Raw genomic sequence first — 13,452 nt, 5'->3', positions numbered from 1 at the left:
TCCTGATGGCAGGGACGGACGTCATGGTCGGATCATGTCGACGCCCAGTGTTCGCCCCGGCCGGCGCAGGAACATTGATCTGGATCAAGCGCCGTTTCATCGACAATGGCGATCCTGTGCAACCCCGCTTCCGGAGCCCGGCGTGGCCGCACCCCAGACCCTGCTGTTGCCCCTGCCCGTGCTGCTCGCCCTGGGCGCCGGCGCCGACCCGCAGCCGGCCGACGTCGCGACCACGACCCTCGACACCGTGGTCGTGGTCTCCAGCCGCGTGGCCGAGCCGATCAGCCAGGTGGTCTCGAGCGTGGCCGCGGTCGAACGCGAGGACCTCGACCGCCACCTGGTGCGCGACCCCGAGAGTCTGGTGCGCTACGTGCCCGGCGTGGAGGTGGTGTCCGAGGGCCATCGATTCGGCACCCGCGGCTTCTCGATCCGCGGTCTGGACGGAAATCGCGTCAGGATCGTGGTCGATGGCATCCCGTTGGCCGACGATTACAGCATCGGCCAGTTTGCATCGGCCGGCCGCGACCTGGTCGACCTGGAGGCCGTGGAGCGGGTGGAGGTGCAGCGCGGCCCGGCGTCCACGCTCTACGGCAGCGATGCGCTGGCCGGCGTGGTCGCGTTCCGCACGCTCGATCCCGACGCGCTGCTGCTGCGCTCCGATGGTGACCGCCACGTCGGCGCGCGCCTGGGCTACGACAGCGTCGACAGCAGCCGGCTGCTGTCGGCGAGCTGGGCCGGCGGCAGCCGGGACGGCTGGCAGGCGATGATGATGGCGGCGCGGCGCAGCGGCCATGAGGCCGACAACCGCGCCTGGCGCGCCGAGGACGGCCCCAACCCGCTCGATTTCGAGCGCGAGAGCGTGCTCGCCAAGCTGGTGCGCGATGCCGGCGCCTCCGGCCGCTACGTCTTCACGCTCGAGGGCACGCGCGAGTCGCGGCAGACCGGGGTCAACTCGCTGCGCTTCGGCAGCGGGCGCTTCGCCACCACCTACCGCCTCGACGCCGACGACCGTCAGCAGCGCCTGCGCGCGAGCCTGGCCGCGCAGTGGCAGCCCGGCTGGCGCTGGCTGGATTCGCTGGAGGCACAGGCCTGGCACCAGAACACCGAGGTGCGGCAGGACAGCGACCAGTACCGCCTGCCCGATGTCGCCACGCCCTTCGAATCGCTGCGCTCGCGCCGCTTCGACTATGAAAGCAGCGCCCTGGGCCTGGGCCTGCTCGGCCAGGCGCGGCACGATGGCCGCTTCGGCCGCCACTGGCATGTCTTCGGCGTCGACGTCGCGCGCCAGGACTACCGTGGCCTGCGCGACGGCCTCGAGACCAACCTCGCCACCGGCGAGACCGGTCGCGTGATCCTCGGCGAGCCGCTGCCGGTGCGCGACTTCCCGAACTCGCGCAACTCCAGCCTGGCGCTGTTCTGGCAGGACGAGATCGCCATCGGCGAACGCTTCGCGGTGATCCCGGGCCTGCGCGCGGAGTGGAACCGCCTGCGCGCGCATCCGGATGCGGTCTACCTGGAGGACTTCCCGGACAGCGTCCCGGTCGACGTCGACACCGACCAGGTCACGCCGCGGCTGGCGCTGCGCTGGACGCTGGGCAACGGCCACAGCCTGTTCGCGCAGTACGCCCGCGGCTTCCGCGCACCGCCGTTCGGCGACGTCAACATCGGCCTGCTGCTGCCGGTGTTCAACTACGAGGTGCGCGCCAACCCCGACCTGCGGCCGGAGCGCAGCGAGGGGCTGGAGCTGGGCTGGCGCTACGTCGGCGAGGCCGCGCGCGCGAGCCTGTCGGTGTACGAGAACCGGTACACGGACCTGATCGAATCGCGCGCCAACCTCGGCATCGACCCGGCCACGCGCGCGCTGGTGTTCCAGTCGGTCAACCGCGACCGCGCGCGCATCCGCGGCGTCGAGGGCGACCTGCTCTGGCACCTGCCCTGGAGCGATCCGGCACAGCCCGGCGGCTGGCAGCTGCGCGGCGCGGTGGCCTGGTCACGCGGCGACGACACCCGCCGCGACCAGCCGCTCAACAGCGTCGACCCGCCGCGCGCGACGCTGGGCCTGCGCTACGAATCCGCCGGCAGACGCTGGGGCGTGGAAGGCGCGATGGCGGCGGTGCGCGGCCAGGACCGCATCGACCACAGCGTCGGCGAACTGTTCGCGCCGCCGGGCTACGCGCGCTTCGATCTCTACGCCTGGGCCGAACCGCGTCCCGGCATCCGCATCAACGCCGGCCTGCTCAACCTCGGCGACCGCAGCTACTGGAACTGGAGCGGCGTGCGCGGACTGACGGCGGACGAGGACAACATCGGCTTCTACACCCGGCCCGGGCGCAGCGCGGCGGTGAACGTGTCGCTCGACTGGTGACGCAGCCATTCGGCCGCGCCGGTGTTGCGGGCGACACGGCAGCCACGCAGACCCGCCTGCATTCGCCTGGCGCCGGGCGCAACGTGCAAGGGTCGGCCATGAAATCAATACCGAGCTTTCCGAACGCTGGTTGAAGCGTCACCCGGAGTCGTTGACCCGCGCCCAGCGGCGGGTGCTGCAAAGCGCGGTCGAGCGCACGCCGATCACCCGCAACACCAACGAAGCGGTCGATCAGCGCAGCTCGCTGGGGGATCGCGTCGCGGACGGCGTGGCCCGCTTCGGCGGATCCCGGGGCTTCATCATCGGCTTCATCGCCTGCCTGGTGTCCTGGGTCGTGCTCAACGTCGTGCTGCCGGGTCGGAAGACGTTCGATCCCGACCCCTTCACCTTCCTCAACCTGCTGCTGTCGACGGTGGCCGCGATCCAGGCGCCGATCATCAAGATGGCGCGGAACCGGCAGGCCAGGCACGACCGCGTCGACGCCGCGCACGACCACGAGGTCAACCCCAAGGCCGAGATCGAGAGCATGGCGCTGCACGACACGCTCGACCAGCCCAGCAACGACCAACTGGTGACGATCCTGGACCGGATCGAGGCGCTGGCCGGGAGCATCCGCAGGCTGGAGGGTGAAGGGTCGCGTGGCAATGACGGGACTGCAGGCACTTGATACCAACCCCTGACCAGCCGCGAACTTCAGCGCGAGCCCCCTCCCCCTGCGCTACGCGCAAGGGAGGAGGCAGCAGCGCACCCGCCTCGCGCTAGAGCTTGACGTCCTCGTAGCTGCGCGGATCGGCGATCGGCTCCAGGTGCCCGGTCACGACCATGGCCGGGAACTGCGCCACGATCTCGTCCACCAGGTCCTCCAGCGCGTCGTGGCCGCGCTGCACCGTCCATTCGCCGGGGACCAGCATGTGCATCTCCATGAACTGGCGGGCGCCGGACTCGCGGGTGCGAAGGGCGTGGAACTCGATCCGGTCCTTTTCGGTGTGGGCGTCGAGGATGGCCTGGATCCGGGCGACATCCTCGCGCGGCAGGGCGGCGTCCATCAGCCCGGCGGTGGATTCGGACATCAGCCGGTAACCGGTGATGAGGATGTTCACGCCCACCAGGATCGCGATCACCGGGTCCATCCACTGCCAGCCGGTGAGCCACGCCAGCGCCAGGCCCACCACCACGCCGACCGTGGTGTAGACATCGGTCATCAGGTGCTTGCCGTCGGCGCGCAGGGTGATGGACCGGTGCCGGTTGCCGACGCGGATCAGGACCCGGCCGACCACGCCGTTGGCGACGGCGGCCACGATCGAAATGGCCAGGCCGAGGCCGAGCGACTCCAACTGCCGCGGGTTGAGCAGGCGCTCCACGCCCAGGTAGATGATCGAGGCTGCGGCGACGAAGACCATGATCCCTTCCAGCGCGGCGGAGAAATACTCCGCCTTGCTGTGGCCGAAGTGGTGGCCGTCGTCGGCCGGCCGGGCGGCGATGGTCAGCGAGATCAGGGCGACGATGGCGGCCACCAGGTTGACCAGCGATTCGGCGGCGTCGGACAGCAGGCCGACCGAACCGGTGATGGCCCAGGCGCTGCCCTTGAGCAGGGCCGTCGCCACCGCGGTCGCGATCGCCAGCCAGGCGTATTTTCTCAGGTCCGGCGGGCGCGCGGCCGCTGCGTTGGTGCTCTTCATTGCGCCAGTGTGCCGTGTGCGCATCGGCGTGGCCAAACGCGATGGCGATGGTGACGGTGCGCGCGAGCGACGAGAACGGTGGTGCCCTGGCGCATCGAGAACAGCGCCTGGTGGAACCGCGTCTCCAGCGGGAACCCGTGCCCGTTGCGCTGCTTGCGCAGGGCGAACAGCAGGCTGGCGACCAGACAGTTGGCGACCGAGGGCAGCAGCAGGCGGGCGGGATCGGGGCCGCGGTCGGCACCCAGCGGCGAGGGTTCGTCGCTTGGCAGCGGCTCCAGTTCCGTGCAGTCGAACCGGATGCGGCAGGCGTAGTCGCCGTCCTGCTCGAGGGTGATCCGGATCGGGGCGTCGATGCTCATGCGATGGCGCCTGTCAGGGCGTGGCCTCGGGCACTTCGACCCACAGCGCGGCGTGCAGCGGGATGCGCCGGTTCATGCCGTGGTCGCCTTCGGTGATTGGTGCATGAGCAGGGTGTAGTAGAGCAGCGGAATCACGACCAGGGTCAGCACCGTCGACACCAGGATGCCGAAGATCAGCGAGATCGCCAGGCCGTTGAAGATCGGGTCGTCGAGGATGAAGAAGGCGCCTGCCATGGCGGCAAGCGCGGTCAGCGCGATCGGCTGCGCGCGCACCGCGCAGGCGTCGACCACCGCCTGCGCCGGCGTGCGCCCGCGCGCAAGCTCAAGGTTGATGAAGTCCACCAGCAGGATCGAGTTGCGCACGATGATCCCGGCCAGCGCGATCATGCCGATCATGCTGGTGGCGGTGAACTGCATGCCCATCAGGGCGTGCCCGGGCATCACCCCGATCACGGTCAGCGGGATCGGCGCCATGATCACCAGCGGCACCAGGTAGTTGCGGAAATGCGCCACCACCAGCAGGTAGATCAGCACCAGGCCGGCGGCGTAGGCGATGCCCATGTCGCGGAAGGTCTCCCAGGTGATCTGCCATTCGCCGTCCCACTTGATCGCAAAGCCCGCGGTGTCGGCCGGCTGCGCGATGTAGTGCTGCGACAGCCGCTCGCCGGCGACGGCGTGGTCGGCCACCTGCCCGACCAGGTCGAACATGCCGTACAGCGGGCTGTCGATGTCGCTGCTCTCGTCGCCCGTCACGTAGACCACCGGCAGCAGGTCCTTGTGGTGGATGGCGCCGTCCCAGCGCGCAGGTTCCACGCGCACCAGCTCCGACAGCGGCACCAGCTGGCCCTCGCCGCCGCGCACGCGCAGGGCGAGCACGCCGTCGAGTCCGGCCTGGTCGGCCACCGGCAGGCGCAGGCGCACCGGGCGCGGGTACTTGGAACTGCCGTCGATGACGTGGGTGGCATCAAGGCCGGAGAGCCCCGCGGCGATGGTCCGGGTGATGTCGGCCTGCGACACGCCCAGGCGCGCGGCGCGCTCGCGGTCGATCACCAGCAGCTCGCGCGCGGCATCGGCCTCGATGCTGGTGTCGACGTCGACGATGCCGTCGGTGGCGAGGAAGCGCTGCTCCAGCGCGCGGCCGACCTCGCGCATGCGCGCGTAGTCCGGACCGTAGAGTTCGGCCACGATCGGCGAGAGCACCGGCGGCCCGGGTGGCACCTCGACCACCTTCACCGAGGCACCGTGGCGGCGCCCGACCTCGGCCAGCGCCGGGCGCAGCGCCACGGCGATCTCGTGGCTCTGGCGACTGCGCTCGCGGCGATCGACCAGGTTCACCTGCAGGTCGCCGACGATGGCGCCGGCGCGCAGGTCGTACTGGCGCACCAGGCCGTTGAAGTTGATCGGCGCGGCGGTGCCGGCGTAGGCCTGCCAGTCGCGCACCTCGGGCACGCGCGCGATCACGGTGGACAGTTCGGTGAGCAGGGCGCTGGTGTCCTCCAGCGTGCGGCCCTCGGGCAAGTCGACCACCACCTGCAGCTCGGACTTGTTGTCGAAGGGCAGCATCTTCAGCACCACCAGCTGGAACACCGCCAGGCTCGCGGCCAGCACCACCAGCGCGCCCATCGAGGCGAACAGCAGGCCGCGCCGGCGGCCGCCGCGCTGCGGATCCAGGAACGGCGTCATCAGGCGTTCGAACAGCCGGTGCAGGCGCGCGGCCATGCTGCCTTCGGCGTGGCCGTGGGCAGGCGCTTCGCTTGCGCCATTGCCTTCGCCCGCGTGCGACGCGTCGTCGCGATGGCGCTTGAGCAGCTTCAGCGACAGCCACGGCGTCACGATCAGCGCGATCAGCAGCGACAGCAGCATGCCGACCGAGGCATTGACCGGGATCGGCCGCATGTACGGCCCCATCAGGCCGGTGACGAAGGCCATCGGCATCAGCGCCGCGATCACGGTGAAGGTGGCGAGGATGGTCGGGCCGCCGACTTCGTCGACCGCCGGCGGGATCGCCTCGCGCAGGGTCTTGCCCCCGCGCGTTCCATTGGAGCCGGCCATGTGCCGGTGGATGTTCTCCACCACCACGATCGCGTCGTCGACCAGGATGCCGATGGCGAAGATCAGCGCGAACAGCGAGACGCGGTTCAAGGTGAAGCCCATCGCCCAGGACGCGAACAGCGTGGTGGACAAGGTCAGCACCACCGCGCTGCCGATCACGATCGCCTCGCGGCGGCCGAGCGCGAACAGCACCAGTAGCACCACCGAGGCGGTGGCGAAGAACAGCTTCCTGATCAGGGTCTGCGCCTTGTCGCTGGCGGTCAGGCCGTAGTCGCGGGTGACGGTGACTTCGACGCCTTCGGGGATCACCTGGCCGCGCAGCGCCTCGACGCGTTCGAGCGCGGTGCGGGTGATGTCGGAGGCGTTGCTGCCGGGCTTCTTGGCGATCGCCAGGGTGACCGCGGGGGCCATGCCGTCGCCAGGGCCGGCACGGCCGATCGGCGCGCCGTGCCAGACGTAGCTCGACGGCGCATCGGCGGCGTCGGTGACCGTGGCCACGTCCTGCAGCCGCACCGGCTGGCCGCCGGCGACGCCGAGCACCAGCCCGGCAACGTCCTCGCGGCTGGCGAGGAAACTGCCCGAGGTCACCTGCACCACGCCGTCGGCACCGACGCGCTCGCCGGCCTGTCGGGCGAGGTTGGCCGCCTGCAGCGCGCCGATCAGTTCGTTCACGCCCAGTCCGTGGCTGGCCAGCCGGGCCGGATCGAGCGTCACCATCAGCGCCCGCTCGGGCGCGCCGATGGTGTAGACGTCGCGGGTGCCGGGGATGCGCTTGAGCTCGGTCTCCAGCGTGTGCGCGACCTCGGCCAGCTCGCGCGCGCCGCGCCAGGGCGAGCCTTGGCCCGCCGCCGACGGCACGTCATCGTCGGTCCACAGCGTCAACGCCATCACCGGCACGTCGTCGATGCCTTTGGGCTTGACCAGCGGCTGGCCGACGCCGAGCTTGGCCGGCATCCAGTCCTGGTTCGAGAACACCTTGTCGTACAGCCGCACCAGCGCCGGCTGCCGCTGCACGCCGACCTCGAACTCGACCGTGGCCACGACCATGCCGGGGCGGCTGGTCGAGTACACATGCTTGACCTGCTCGATCTCCGAGAGCACCTGGTCCAGCGGGTAGGCCAGCATCTGCTCGACCTGGCGCGCGTCCGCGCCCGGGAAGGGCACGATCACGTTGGCCATGGTCACGTCGATCTGCGGCTCTTCCTCCTGCGGCGTGATCACCACCGCCACGATCCCGAGCAGCAGGCCGAGCAGGGCCAGGATCGGCGTCAGCGGATTGTCCTGGAAGGCCGCGGCCAGGCGTCCGGCGATCCCCGGTCGCGGGGTCTGCGACGCGGCCACGTCAGTCGTCCCTGCGCGCCGCGACCAGGGCCTGGCGCGCTGCCACCGGATCGACGGCAATGGTCTCGCCGGGCCTGAGGCCGGCGATCACCTCGACCTCGCCGCCGCTGCGCTCGCCCAGGCGCAGCTGGCGCAGCGCCAGTTGGCCGTCGCCGAGCACGTAGGCGGCATTGACCTCGCCGCGCACGGCCACGGCCGCGGCCGGGATGCGCGGGAAGGCCGCGCCGGCCACCGCCGGGAACACCACCTTGGCGGTGCTGCCGGGCGCCGGCACCGGGTCGAGCGCGGGCAGGTCGATGCGCACGTGCACGGCATGGGTCGCAGCGTCGGCGGCCGGGAACACCGTCACGCCGGCGGCGTCGGCGCTGCGCCCGTCGTGGAAGCGCACGCTCGCGACAGGATTGATGCGGATCGCCTCGGCATCCGACTGCGGCACGCTGACCTCGATGCGCAGCGCGTCGGGCGCGAACACCGTCATCAGCGTCCGGCCCACGCCCACGCTCTCGCCCGGCTCCACGTCGCGCGAGGCGACGATGCCGGCATAGGGCGCGCGGATGCCGGTGTAGTCGACCTGCTGGCCGACGTTGGCAAGCTGCGCGCGCGCGGCGTCGCGCGCGGCACGGGCCGAGTCGCGCGCGGCGTGCACCTGCTCGAGCTGCGAGCGCGACACGTACTGCGCCTGCGACAGCTCCAGGTAGCGCGCGTAGTTGCCGTCGGCCTCGCGGGCGCGGGCATCGGCCGCGTGCAGCTGCGCGCGCGCCGCTTCCACGCCGGCCTGCTGTTCCACCGCGGTCAGCCGCACCAGGAGTTCGCCTTCGGTCACGCGGTCGCCGACATCGCGCCGCACCTCGGCGACGCGGCCGCTGGTCTGTGCGGCCAGCGTCGCCTGGCGCACCGCCTCGACCACGCCGTCCCAGGCGCGCCCCGGGGCGGCGTCGGCGGCCGGCACCACGAGGGTGTCCAGGCCTTCGATCGCCGCAGGCGCAGGCGCCTCGCCGTTGCCCGCGCAGGCGGCCAGCGTGCTACCCAGCAGCATCGCCAGGAGCAGCCGCAGCCGGATGCGGACGGGGCCGGGCCGGCCGGTGGCGCGATGCGTCATGATCGTGCGCTTACTTGAATGCGCAGCCGCTGCGCACGCCCAGCTTGCTGAACAGCTTGGCCGCCGGGCAGAAGCCGGTGAAGCTGGCCTGCAGCAGGTTCAGGCCCACGAAGGCGGTCAGCAGCAGCCACCAGGGCGAGAAGAAGTGCGCCAGCGCAAGGCTGGCCAGGATCATCACGCCGGCGAAGGCGAAGACGGCACGGTCGAGGTTCATGGCGGTTCTCCGGCAGGGGGTGTATGGACGCCGGCAAATGCCAGCAATTACTAAATTAGCATTTACTTATATTAGAGTCAACTGATATGATTCGCCCATGTCGCTGCTGCACGGCGCGATGTGCAACCGGGGAACCCGGGTGGAATGACGATGGCAAAGGCACAGGCAAAGGCAAAGACCGGCTTCGACCTGGAAGCCATGCAGGAACACGCCGGCGATGCGGCGCAGCTGCTCAAGGCGCTGGCGAACGAGCGCCGGCTGCAGGTGCTGTGCCTGCTCGCCGGCGGCGAGCGCTCGGTGGGCGAGATCAACGAGCTGCTGGAGCTGAGCCAGTCGGCCCTGTCGCAACACCTGGCGGTGCTGCGCGACGAGGGCCTGGTCGACACCCGCCGCGAGGCGCAGACCATCTATTACTCGCTGGCCCCGGGCCCCGCCGGGGCGGTGATGGAGACGCTGCACGACATCTTCTGCGGCGGCAAGCGCTGACCCCGGTTTTGCCCCTCAGGCCTGGTCGGGATGCCGCTCCAGCCACCGTGCCAGCCGCTCGCGATAGTCCTGCAGCTGTTCGCTGTAGGTGTCGTTGACGCAGGGGTCGCAGCCGCTGTCGCAGCAGTCGCTGGGCAGGGGCGCCTCGGGCGGCTGAGGCCGGGGGTCGGGGTCGGGCGTGCTGGAGGCGTTCACGACGCCTATTTTCGCACCGGCCGCCAGGAATAGATGAGTAGCACCAGGCCGGTGATGGCGAAGATCGCCGCGCCCGAGAGCAGGAAGGGGTCGGTGATCCACGGCTCGGCGAACTTGAACTCGCCGGCGTTGATCCGCCGCCAGCCGGCGAAGTGCTGGGTGCCGGCCACCACCAGGCCGAGGCTGGCGAGCGCCGCCGCCAGCCAGCGCAGCAGCCAGTGGCGCAGGTCGGGCAGCAGCATCAGCAGGCCGAGCAGGCCGATGATCGTGCGCTGGGCGCGGCAGAAGGGGCAGTTGTAGACCAGGCCGGCGATGTCCACGGACCAGGTCGCCAGGCTGGCGAGGATGGCGAACGCGGCGATCAGCCGGATGCGGCGGTGCAGGGTTTCCAGCGTGGGCATCGGGGGCTCCGGTGAAATCCGCGCAGGGTGCCCAAAACCGGGGTCGGAGTCGACTTTCCCCTTGCTTTCGTGGCGGCCGACGATGTCGAAAGAAGGTCGAACCAGACCCCGGCTCCGGCACGGTGCTTGCTAAACTTTCGCCTAGACGTGAACAGGGGCGCGTTGAACAGCATGCCGGGCATGGAGGCATCCATTCCGGCCGCGCGCGCGCGGCCGATGCATCGCGTTGGCGCGTGGCTGCTGGCCTGCGCCTGCGCCTGCGCCTGGCTCGCGCCGTTTGTCCACGCTGCCACGCTCGATCCCGCGCTGCCGGCCGAGCGCTATACCGTCACCCGCTGGAACGCGGACGACGGACTGCCGCACAGCCAGATCCACGCCATCGGCCAGGACGCGGACGGCTTCCTCTGGGTGTCGACCTGGGAAGGCACCGTGCGCTTCGACGGGCGCGAGTTCCGCGAGGTCGGGCGCCTGGCGCCCGCGGACGGCCATCGCCTGGCCTCGCGGCTGCTGTGGCCGGATGCCGACGGCGGCATGCTGGTCGGCGTCGAACACCTGGGCCTGATGCGCGTGCCCGCCACGGGCGAGGCGCGCCCGGCCTGCGACCGGTTCCCGGTGCTGGAGGCCGTGCGCATGGCCCGCGGCATCGACGGCGTGCCCTGGGTCGCGGCGCGGGACGGGCTGTACCGGCTGCTGCCGGGCGGCGATTGCACCCGGGTCGAGCACGGCGAGCAGCTGACCGGCCAGGACGTGCTGGCGCTGATGCAGCACGCGGACGGCAGCCTGTGGGCCGGCAACCGGCGCGGGCTGTACCGCTGGCACGAGGGGCGGCTGGAGGCGCTGGGCGAACGGCTGGGCCTGCCGCCGGGCGAGGTGCGCGGCCTGGCGCAGACCGGCGAGGGCGACGTCTGGATCGTCGGCGACCAGGGCGTCTGGCGCCATCGCGAGGGGCGCCTGGAACAACTGCGCGGCGAGCGCGCCGAGGGCCTGCTGCAGGACCGGCAGGGCGCGCTCTGGGTGGCGCTCACCGACAGCCAGGTGCTGCGCTACCGGCACGGCCAGTGGCAGCTGCTGGACCAGCGCCACGGCATCGAGGGTTTCGCCTCCGGCGCGCTGTTCGAGGGCCGCGAGGGACTGGTCTGGTTCGGCACCACCCACGGCCTGTTCCGCATCGCCGATGGCCCGGTCCGCGGCATCGGCAAACAGCACGGCCTGGCCAACGATTACGTCCGCAGCCTGCTGCAGACGGCCGACGGCCAGGCCTGGATCGGGCATTCGGGCGGGCTGAGCCGGATGCGCGGCAGCGCCATCGAACCGGTGTTCCCCAGGGCGGGCATGCGCGGCTCGTCGGTGCTGTCGCTGGCGCGCGCCGCCGACGGCGGGGTCTGGGCGGGCACCTACAACCGCGGCGTGCTGCATTTCGGCGCCGGCCCGCAGGCGCCGGCGACCCCGCTGGCCGACGACGACAGCCCGCTGTCCACCGAGCAGGTGCGCGCGCTGCTGGAGGATCCCGTCGGCACGCTGTGGATCGGCACCGAGCGTGGGCTGGTGGCCTGGCGCGATGGCCATCTGGATCCGCAGCCGCTGCCCGGCCTGCCGGCGCTGCCGGTGCGCACGCTGCACCGCACCGCGGCCGGCGAGCTGTGGATCGGCCTGCTCGGCGGGCTGGCGCGGCGCGAGCCCGACGGCCGCCTTGTGGTGCTGCGCCCTGGCGAGGATTTCCCGGCCCTCTCCGCCTTCGACTTTCACGCCGATCCGGACGGCACGCTGTGGATCGCCAGCGACCGCGGCCTGCTGCGTCATCGCGATGGCACCTTCCGCCTCTACGGCCACGAGCAGGGGCTGTCGGGCAGCGCCTTGTTCCGGGTCCTGGCCGACGATCTCGACAACCTCTGGGTGAGCAGCAACGGCGGCGTCACCCGCATCCCGCGCAAGGCCATCGATGCGGTGGACCGCGGGCAGGCGACGCGGCTGGAGCTGCAGGCCTTCGAGCGCGACGACGGCATGCCCAGCCGCCAGGCCAACGGCGGCAGCGCGCCGGCGGGCTGGCGGATGGGCAACGGCGAGCTGTGGCTGCCGACGGCGGCGGGCATCGCGGTGTTCGACCCCGGCCGGGTGATGGAGGCCTATCGCGGCGAGGTCTCGCTGGTGGTCGACCAGGTGGCGGTGGACGGCGTTGGCCGGGACGCGGCGTCGAGCCACGCACTGGCGGCCGGCGCGCGCCTGGGCCTCCGCTTCACCGGGATCAGCCTGCGCAATCCCGGCAGCCTGCGCTACCGCTACCGGATGCACGGTCTGGACCATGACTGGATCGAGGCCGCGCAGGCGGGGGAAGTGAGCTACACCAACCTGCCGCCGGGCGAGCTGCGCTTCGAGGTGCAGGTGGCGCGTGCGCCGGCCGACTGGGCCCATCCGGCCAACGTCGTGCAGGTCCGGTTCGAGGTCGCGCCGCCGTGGTGGCGGCGGCCCTGGGCCCTGCTGGCCGGCATCGTCGGCGCGGGACTGCTGCTGGCCGGCGTCCACCAGGCGCTCGGCCGCCGCCAGCGCCAGCGTGCGCGCGTGCTGGAGTCGAAGGTGGAACAGCGCACGCAGGAGCTGCACGCCAAGAACCGCCAGCTCGAGGACGCCTCGCGCCAGCGCGAGCTGCTGATGGAGCAGCTGGTCCACCAGGCCAGCCACGACCCGCTCACCGGCCTGCCCAACCGCCGCGCCAGCGACCAGCACCTGGCCGGCGCGATCCAGCAGGCCGACGCGTCGGCCAGGCCACTGTGCGTGGCGATCATCGACCTCGACCGCTTCAAGCACGTCAACGACCGCTACGGGCACCAGGTCGGCGACCGCGTGCTCGCGCGCGTCGCGCTGCAGCTGCAGGCCTCGCTGCGCAGCGCCACGGTCTTCGTCGGTCGCACCGGCGGCGAGGAATTCCTGGTGGTGATGCGCGAGACCGGCCTGGCGCAGGCGATCGCCCTGCTCGAACGCGCGAGCGCGGAGGTGGCCGTGATGCAGGTCGCGCCGAACGACGCCAACACGCTCACCTGCACGATCAGCGTCGGCGTGGTGGAGCGCAGCCGGCAGGAAGGCCCCGACGCCCTGCTGCAGCGCGCGGACGTGGCCTTGTACGAGGCCAAGCGGCAGGGGCGGGACCGCGTTGTCGCGGGCTGAAGCGCGCACGACGTCCATCCCTGTCCCGTAGGAGCGCCTTCAGGCGCGACGGACGTTGCCGATGAGCCCGCACATCGCGCAGATCGCGGCTGAAGCCGCTCC

11 protein-coding genes are annotated in these 13,452 nt (G+C 71.6%); 4 read left to right on the top strand and 7 right to left on the bottom strand.

Annotated elements, in window-relative coordinates:
* Positions 1 to 142: 142 nt before the first annotated feature.
* The gene (locus FQY83_RS13460) at positions 143 to 2,365 is read left to right on the top strand and encodes a TonB-dependent hemoglobin/transferrin/lactoferrin family receptor (RefSeq protein ID WP_158636512.1); all 2,223 of its coding nucleotides are present in this window, start codon (positions 143 to 145) and stop codon (positions 2,363 to 2,365) included.
* Positions 2,366 to 2,516: 151 nt separating this feature from the next.
* A complete protein-coding gene (locus FQY83_RS13455) occupies positions 2,517 to 3,032 on the top strand; it encodes a DUF1003 domain-containing protein (protein ID WP_202878188.1) in 516 nt (171 codons plus the stop codon).
* A 91-nt stretch (positions 3,033 to 3,123) separates the two neighbouring features.
* Here FQY83_RS13455 and FQY83_RS13450 read toward each other — a convergent pair whose 3' ends face one another.
* The 5 genes from FQY83_RS13450 to FQY83_RS13430 all read right to left on the bottom strand — a co-directional run bounded on the left by FQY83_RS13450 (position 3,124) and on the right by FQY83_RS13430 (position 9,109).
* Complete coding sequence (locus FQY83_RS13450) at positions 3,124 to 4,044, bottom strand: cation diffusion facilitator family transporter (protein WP_146388472.1); 921 nt, start codon at positions 4,042 to 4,044, stop codon at positions 3,124 to 3,126.
* Complete coding sequence (locus tag FQY83_RS13445) at positions 4,041 to 4,403, bottom strand: OsmC family protein (protein ID WP_146388471.1); 363 nt, start codon at positions 4,401 to 4,403, stop codon at positions 4,041 to 4,043. The genes FQY83_RS13450 and FQY83_RS13445 overlap by 4 nt, the downstream gene beginning before the upstream one ends.
* Positions 4,404 to 4,475: 72 nt before the next feature.
* Entirely contained in the window at positions 4,476 to 7,796 is a 3,321-nt protein-coding gene (locus FQY83_RS13440; RefSeq protein ID WP_146388470.1) for an efflux RND transporter permease subunit, read from the bottom strand.
* Between the two features lies 1 nt (position 7,797).
* Entirely contained in the window at positions 7,798 to 8,895 is a 1,098-nt protein-coding gene (locus FQY83_RS13435; RefSeq protein ID WP_146388469.1) for an efflux RND transporter periplasmic adaptor subunit, read from the bottom strand.
* Between the two features lie 10 nt (positions 8,896 to 8,905).
* Complete coding sequence (locus tag FQY83_RS13430) at positions 8,906 to 9,109, bottom strand: YgaP family membrane protein (protein WP_146388468.1); 204 nt, start codon at positions 9,107 to 9,109, stop codon at positions 8,906 to 8,908.
* Positions 9,110 to 9,259: 150 nt separating this feature from the next.
* On the opposite strand from FQY83_RS13430, the gene FQY83_RS13425 reads away from it, so the two are divergent.
* Positions 9,260 to 9,595 carry an ArsR/SmtB family transcription factor gene (locus FQY83_RS13425; RefSeq protein ID WP_146388467.1) on the top strand — a complete coding sequence of 112 codons (336 nt, stop codon included), beginning with the start codon at positions 9,260 to 9,262 and terminating at the stop codon, positions 9,593 to 9,595.
* Between the two features lie 15 nt (positions 9,596 to 9,610).
* Here the strand turns inward: FQY83_RS13425 and FQY83_RS17805 are convergent, their stop codons facing one another.
* Positions 9,611 to 9,790: an oxidoreductase-like domain-containing protein gene (locus FQY83_RS17805; RefSeq protein ID WP_238333499.1), complete on the bottom strand. Its 180-nt coding sequence runs from the start codon at positions 9,788 to 9,790 to the stop codon at positions 9,611 to 9,613.
* A gap of 5 nt (positions 9,791 to 9,795) precedes the next feature.
* On the bottom strand, positions 9,796 to 10,191 hold the full coding sequence (locus tag FQY83_RS17800) for a hypothetical protein (protein WP_146388466.1): 396 nt from the start codon (positions 10,189 to 10,191) through the stop codon (positions 9,796 to 9,798).
* Positions 10,192 to 10,371: 180 nt separating this feature from the next.
* Between FQY83_RS17800 and FQY83_RS13410 the strand changes: the two genes are divergently transcribed.
* Complete coding sequence (locus FQY83_RS13410; RefSeq protein WP_158636511.1) at positions 10,372 to 13,350, top strand: diguanylate cyclase; 2,979 nt, start codon at positions 10,372 to 10,374, stop codon at positions 13,348 to 13,350.
* The last annotated feature ends 102 nt before the right edge of the window (positions 13,351 to 13,452 follow it).

The sequence above is a fragment of the Luteimonas marina genome (assembly GCF_007859325.1).
Lineage (GTDB): Bacteria > Pseudomonadota > Gammaproteobacteria > Xanthomonadales > Xanthomonadaceae > Luteimonas > Luteimonas marina.
Note: the sequence above shows the minus strand (reverse complement) of the source record. Positions and strands in the feature narration are given on the sequence as shown.